The 6,406-nt window shown below is 73.7% G+C and carries 6 protein-coding genes; 5 read left to right on the top strand and 1 reads right to left on the bottom strand.

Annotated features, from left to right (window positions below; translation table 11 throughout):
- Positions 1–173 precede the first annotated feature (173 nt).
- The 5 genes from ACFYVJ_RS33115 to ACFYVJ_RS33095 all read left to right on the top strand — a co-directional run bounded on the left by ACFYVJ_RS33115 (position 174) and on the right by ACFYVJ_RS33095 (position 5,494).
- Positions 174–1,181: an ABC transporter permease gene (locus ACFYVJ_RS33115; protein ID WP_388899642.1), complete on the top strand. Its 1,008-nt coding sequence runs from the start codon at positions 174–176 to the stop codon at positions 1,179–1,181.
- Positions 1,178–2,299, top strand: a complete 1,122-nt coding sequence (locus ACFYVJ_RS33110) for an ABC transporter ATP-binding protein (protein ID WP_388899639.1) — start codon at positions 1,178–1,180, stop codon at positions 2,297–2,299. The genes ACFYVJ_RS33115 and ACFYVJ_RS33110 overlap by 4 nt, the downstream gene beginning before the upstream one ends.
- A complete protein-coding gene (locus ACFYVJ_RS33105) occupies positions 2,296–3,501 on the top strand; it encodes an ABC transporter ATP-binding protein (RefSeq protein WP_388899636.1) in 1,206 nt (401 codons plus the stop codon). The genes ACFYVJ_RS33110 and ACFYVJ_RS33105 overlap by 4 nt, the downstream gene beginning before the upstream one ends.
- Positions 3,502–3,525: 24 nt before the next feature.
- The gene (locus ACFYVJ_RS33100; protein ID WP_388899633.1) at positions 3,526–4,188 is read left to right on the top strand and encodes a trimeric intracellular cation channel family protein; all 663 of its coding nucleotides are present in this window, start codon (positions 3,526–3,528) and stop codon (positions 4,186–4,188) included.
- A 115-nt stretch (positions 4,189–4,303) separates the two neighbouring features.
- Positions 4,304–5,494, top strand: coding sequence for a cysteine desulfurase family protein (locus tag ACFYVJ_RS33095; RefSeq protein WP_388899630.1), 1,191 nt, complete (start codon positions 4,304–4,306; stop codon positions 5,492–5,494).
- A gap of 71 nt (positions 5,495–5,565) precedes the next feature.
- Here the strand turns inward: ACFYVJ_RS33095 and ACFYVJ_RS33090 are convergent, their stop codons facing one another.
- Positions 5,566–6,327, bottom strand: coding sequence for an N-acetylmuramoyl-L-alanine amidase (locus tag ACFYVJ_RS33090; protein WP_388899627.1), 762 nt, complete (start codon positions 6,325–6,327; stop codon positions 5,566–5,568).
- Positions 6,328–6,406: the final 79 nt, after the last annotated feature.

The following is a 6,406-nucleotide window of genomic DNA, read 5'->3' as shown; positions in this document are numbered from 1 at the left end:
CCGCCGCAGCCCGGCGGCGGCCCCCGGCGCGGGGGGGCGGGCCCCGCCCGCCCCCCCCCGCCCCGGCGGCCCCCCCCCCGCCGCCCCCCCCCCCCCCCCCCCCCCCCGCGGCGGGGGCCCCCCCCCCCCCCCCCCCCCCCCCCCCCCGCCCGGACCGTGGAAGGCACGCCCTCGTGTTCGCGTATCTCATCCGGCGGCTGATGGCCGCAGTGGTGCTGCTGTTCGTCGTGAGCGCCATCACGTACGCCATCTTCTTCCTCCTGCCGCGGCTCGCCGGCAGCTCGGCGGACCAGCTCGCCGCGCAGTACATCGGCAAGAGCCCGGACCCCAAGACCATCGAGGCGGTCAAGAAGAACCTCGGCCTCGACGATCCCATCTACATCCAGTACTGGGACTTCATCCGCGGCATCTTCGCCGGCCGGGAGTTCAACTTCGGGCCCGACCCGTCGCAGTGCGGCACACCCTGCCTCGGCTACTCCTTCCGCGACCACCAGGAGGTCTGGCCGGAGATGCTGGACCGGCTGCCGGTCACCGCCTCGCTGGCCGTCGGTGCCGCCGTGCTCTGGCTGATCTCCGGGGTGACGACGGGCGTGATCTCGGCGCTGCGCCCGGGGTCGTTCTTCGACCGGGCGGCGATGGGCATCGCCCTGGCCGGCGTCTCGCTGCCGATGTTCTTCACCGGCACCATCGCGCTGGCGCTGTTCACCTTCCACTGGCAGATCTTCCCGAACGAGTACACACCGCTCACCGAGAATCCGGTGCGCTGGTTCCAGGGGTTGGTGCTGCCCTGGTTCTCGCTGGCGTTCCTCTATTCGGCGCTCTATGCGAGACTCACGCGCGCCGGGATGCTGGAGACCATGGGTGAGGACTACATCCGCACCGCCCGCGCGAAGGGCCTGAAGGAGCCGGTGGTGATCGCCCGGCACGGCCTGCGCTCCGCGCTGACGCCCATCGTGACCATCTTCGGCATGGACTTCGCGCTGCTGCTCGGCGGCGCGGTGATCACCGAGACGGTGTTCTCCTTCAACGGGGTCGGCTCCTGGGCGGTCCAGTCCATCAGCGAGAACGACCTGCCACCGATCCTCGGTGTCACGTTGTTCGCCGCCTTCTTCATCGTGATCTGCAATCTGGTGGTCGACTTCGTGTACGCCGCCATCGACCCGAGGGTGAGGGTCTCGTGACCGGCCTGACGAAGACGGGCGCCGTCGGCGAGCCGGTACCGGCCGCCGCCACCGAGGCGTCGGCGTTCCTGGACATCCGGGACCTCAAGGTCCACTTCCCGACCGACGACGGCGTGGTGAAGTCCGTCGACGGGCTGTCCTTCCAACTGGAGAAGGGCAAGACCCTCGGCATCGTGGGCGAGTCCGGCTCCGGCAAGTCCGTCACCTCGCTGGCCGTCATGGGCCTGCACACCGCCGGGCAGTACGGCAAGCGCCGGCGGGCGCAGCTCTCCGGCGAGATCTGGCTCAACGGGCAGGAGCTGCTGTCCGCGGAGCCCGACACGGTGCGCCGGCTGCGCGGCCGCGAGATGTCGATGATCTTCCAGGACCCGCTCTCCGCGCTGCACCCGTACTACAAGATCGGGTACCAGATCGTGGAGGCGTACCGCGTCCACCACGACGTCGACAAGAAGACCGCGCGCAAGCGGGCCATCGAGATGCTCGACCGGGTCGGCATCCCGCAGCCCGACAAGCGCGTCGACGACTACCCGCACCAGTTCTCCGGCGGCATGCGCCAGCGCGCGATGATCGCGATGGCGCTGGTGAACAACCCCGAACTGCTCATCGCCGACGAGCCGACGACCGCGCTCGACGTGACCGTGCAGGCGCAGATCCTCGACCTGATCCGGGATCTGCAGAAGGAGTTCGGCTCCGCGGTCATCATCATCACCCACGACCTCGGCGTGGTCGCGGAACTGGCCGACGACATCGTGGTGATGTACGGCGGCCGGTGCGTGGAGCGGGGCTCGGCCGAGCAGATCTTCGACCGGCCGCAGCACCCGTACACCTGGGGCCTGCTCGGCTCGATGCCGCGCATCGACCGCGAGGCCACCGACCGGCTCATCCCGGTCAAGGGCAGCCCGCCGAGCCTCATCAACGTGCCCAGCGGGTGCGCGTTCCACCCCCGCTGCCCCTACGCGGACGTGCCCGCGGACAACGCCAGCCGCACCGTACGGCCCGAGCTGCGCGAGGTTGGCAGTGAGGGCGCAGTCGGTGGGGGAGGCCACTTCGTCGCCTGCCACCTGCGGCAGGAAGACCGGGAGCGCATCTACACCGAAGAGATTGCGCCGAAGCTGTGAAGGACGAGGCTGTGCCCGAGAAGAAGGCCGACAAGGCGAGCTCCCCCGCCGGCTCCGCCCCCGCTGACGGGGGTACCCCCACTGCGGGGGACGGCAAGGGGACCGGCGCCGCGGCGGCGGGACCGGCCGGCGCCGGCGGGGCGAAGGCGACCGCGACCATTCCGGGCGCCCGGATGCGCAAGAAGCCCGCCGCCGGCACCGAGCCGCTGCTGAAGGTCTCCGGGCTGACCAAGCACTTCCCCATCCGCAAGGGCCTGTTGCAGCGCCAGGTCGGCGCGGTGCAGGCCGTGGACGGCATCGACTTCGAGGTCCTGCCCGGCGAGACGCTGGGCGTCGTCGGCGAGTCCGGCTGCGGCAAGTCCACCATGGGCCGGCTGATCACCCGGCTGCTGGAGCCCACCGGCGGCAGCGTCGAGTTCCAGGGCCGGGACATCACGCACCTGAGCACGGGCCAGATGCGCCCGCTGCGCCGCGACGTGCAGATGATCTTCCAGGACCCGTACTCCTCGCTGAACCCCCGGCACACCGTCGGCACCATCGTCGGCGCCCCCTTCAAGCTGCAGAACGTGCGGCCGGAGGGCGGGGTGAAGAAGGAGGTCCAGGGGATCCTGGAGCGGGTCGGGCTCAACCCCGAGCACTACAACCGCTACCCGCACGAGTTCTCCGGCGGCCAGCGGCAGCGCATCGGCATCGCCCGCGCGCTGGCCCTGCAGCCGAAGCTGATCGTGGCGGACGAGCCGGTCTCGGCCCTGGACGTGTCGATCCAGGCGCAGGTGGTCAACCTGCTGGACGACCTCCAGCAGGAGTTCGGCCTCACCTACGTGATCATCGCCCACGACCTGTCCGTCGTCCGGCACGTCTCGGACCGGATCGCGGTCATGTACCTGGGCAAGATCGTCGAACTGGCCGACCGCACCAGCCTGTACCAGGAGCCGCTGCACCCGTACACCAAGGCGCTGATGTCCGCGGTGCCGGTGCCGGACACCAAGCGCCGGCAGCAGCGCGAGCGGATCCTGCTCAACGGCGACGTGCCCTCGCCGATCTCGCCGCCCACCGGCTGCCGCTTCCACACCCGCTGCTGGAAGGCCACCCAGGTCTGCAAGACCAAGGAGCCGCCGCTGCTGGAGCTGAAGCCCGGCCGGCGCACCGCCTGCTGGCACCCGGAGAACGCGCCCGACCAGGCACCCGAAGACAAGAAGTAGAACGTGCGGCGGTAAGACGGGGGCGTGGTGTCCGACGAGTTGTTCACGCCCTCCCTGCAGCACTGGCTGGACCTCGCGGGGATCTTCGTCTTCGGGATCTCCGGCGCGCTGCTCGCGGTGCGGAAGAACTTCGACGTCTTCGGCATCGCGGTGCTCGCGCTGGCCACCGGGCTCGGCGGCGGGCTGCTGCGGGACCTGGTGATCGGCGCGGTGCCGCCGGCGGCTTTCACCGAGCCGGGGTACCTGTTCACGCCGCTCGTCGCCGCGCTGCTGGTCGTCTTCCTGCACCCCGAGGTGGAGCGGATCACCAGCGCGGTCATGGTCTTCGACGCCGCCGGCCTGGGGCTGTTCTGCGTCACCGGCACGCTCAAGGCGTACGAGTACGGACTCGGCCTCACCTCCGCCGCCGTCCTCGGGCTGACCAGCGCGGCCGGCGGCGGCGTGGTGCGCGACCTGCTCGCCGGGGAGGTGCCGTCGCTGCTGCGCTGGGACCGGGAGATGTACGCGGTGCCGGCGCTGGTCGGCGCGGCGGCCACCGCGCTGCTGATCCGCTTCGACCAGGTCGGGCCCGCCACGGCGACGGCCGCGGCGGCGCTGGCGTTCGTGCTGCGGCTGCTGGCGCTGCGCTTCCGCTGGCGGGCCCCGCGCGCCTGGCAGCGGCGCAGCAGGGCGGCGGGGGAGGGCTGAGGGCGGGCCGAGGGGCGCGAGGCCCCCTCGCCAGGACGGGGGCCGTGGGCGGGGTCCCTACGGCCGGAAGGCGGCGTCCGGCGGGCGGGGCGGGCGCCGTAGAATCGGGACCATCATGGACCAGGCCGTCTACCTCGACCACGCCGCCACCACCCCGATGCTCCCCGAGGCGGTGCGGGCCATGACCGAACGCCTCACCGCCACCGGCAACGCCTCGTCGCTGCACGCCGCGGGCCGGCGGGCCCGGCGCACCGTCGAGGAGTCCAGGGAGCGGCTGGCCGCCGCCTTCGGCGCCCGGCCCAGCGAGGTGGTCTTCACCTCCGGCGGCACCGAGGCGGACAACCTCGCGGTCAAGGGCCTGTACTGGTCGCGGCGGGCCGAGGACCCCGCCCGCACCCGGGTGCTCGCCAGCCCGGTCGAGCACCACGCGGTCCTCGACGCGGTGCACTGGCTCCAGAAGCACGAGGGCGCCACCGTCGACTGGCTGCCCGTCGACGCCTACGGCCGGGTGCACCCCGACGCGCTGCGCGCCGCGCTGGAGCGCGGCCCCGCCGGGGGCGCGGGCGACGTGGCGCTGGTGACGGCGATGTGGGCCAACAACGAGATCGGCACGGTCCTGCCGGTCGCGGAACTCGCCGCCGTGGCACGGGAGTACGGCGTGCCGATGCACTCCGACGCGGTGCAGGCCGCGGGCCAGGCGGAGGTCGGCTTCGGCGCCAGCGGGCTGGCCGCGCTGACGCTCACCGGGCACAAGATCGGCGGCCCGTACGGCATCGGGGCGCTGCTCCTCGGCCGCGGGTACGCGCCGGAGCCGCTGCTGCACGGCGGCGGGCAGGAGCGCGAGGTGCGCTCCGGCACGCTGGACGTGCCGGCGGTCGCGGCGTTCGCGGTGGCGGCGGAGCTGGCCGCGGAGCGGCGCGCGCGGTTCGCCGAAGAGGTGGGCGCGCTGCGCGACGCCCTGGTGGCGGCGGTACGGGCCGCGGTGCCCGACGCGGTGCTCAACGGCGATCCGGACCCGGCCGGGCGGCTGCCCGCCAACGCGCACTTCTCCTTCCCCGGCTGCGAGGGCGACTCCCTGCTGCTGCTCCTGGACGCCCAGGGCATCGCCTGCTCCACCGGCTCCGCGTGCACCGCGGGAGTGGCCCAGCCCAGCCACGTGCTGCTCGCCGCGGGGGCGGACCCGGACCTGGCGCGGGGGACGCTGCGGTTCTCGCTGGGGCACACGTCGACGGAGGCGGACGTGGCGGCGCTGGCGGCGGCGATCGGGCCCGCGGTGGCGCGGGCACGGGCGGCGGGGCTGACCTGAGCCGACGGGCCCGATCCGGCCCGGGCGGTGTGGCCCGCAGCGGATCACCGGCCCCGCGGCGTGCGGCCGGGTCAGGGGCCGGGTGCCGGGCGGGCGGGCGCCCTGCGGTCCGCGGCGGCGTGCGCCCTGCGCACCAGGCGCATGTACCGCGGCCAGTCCCAGTGCCGGCCCGGGTCGGTGTGGGTGGCCTCCGGGACCTCGTCGTGGCCGACGATGTGCTCCCGGTCCACCGGTATGCCGTAGCGCAGGCAGATGTCCGCGGTCAGCTCCGCCGAGGAGCGGTACATGACGTCGGTCAGCGTCTCCGGGCGGTCCACGAAGCCCTCGTGCTCGATGCCGACGCTCCGCTCGTTCCACTCCCGGTTGCCCGCGTGGAACGCCACGTCCAGCTCGCGCACCGTCTGCGCCACGTGCCCGTCCTCGGCCCGGACGACGTAGTGGGTGGCGGCGCCGTGGCCCGGGTCGGCGAAGACCTGGAGCGCCACCGCGTAGCTGCCCTCGGTGACGTGGATGACGACGCGGTCGATGCCGTAGTCCGCGGGGCGGTCGGCGCGGCGCCAGTTGGCCTCCGAGGCGCCGGCCCAGCCGGCGGCGGCGTAGTCCAGCTCGCCCGGCCTGCGCGGCTTGTCGACGCCGGGGATCCGCCACCACATGCGCTTGAGCTGCTCGTACCCGGCCCAGCCGAGGCCGGCGCCGACCGCGCCCACGCCGAGGGCGGCGAGCACGGCGCGGCGGCTGGAGCGCCTGGGCGGCTCCCCGCTCGCGGGCTGCCCGGGGTCCGCGCGGGGCTCCTCGGCCTCGCGCGCCGGTTGTGCGCCCTCCGTCGCCGGCATGCGGTCGTTCCCTCTCGTTCGGTCTCGATCGGCCAACGCCTCCGACCGCCGGACGGTTCCGCGCCGCGGCCTCGTTACC

Origin of the sequence: Streptomyces sp. NPDC004134, assembly GCF_042874195.1 — a bacterium.
In the GTDB taxonomy this organism is placed as follows: domain Bacteria; phylum Actinomycetota; class Actinomycetes; order Streptomycetales; family Streptomycetaceae; genus Streptomyces.
Note: the sequence above shows the minus strand (reverse complement) of the source record. Positions and strands in the feature narration are given on the sequence as shown.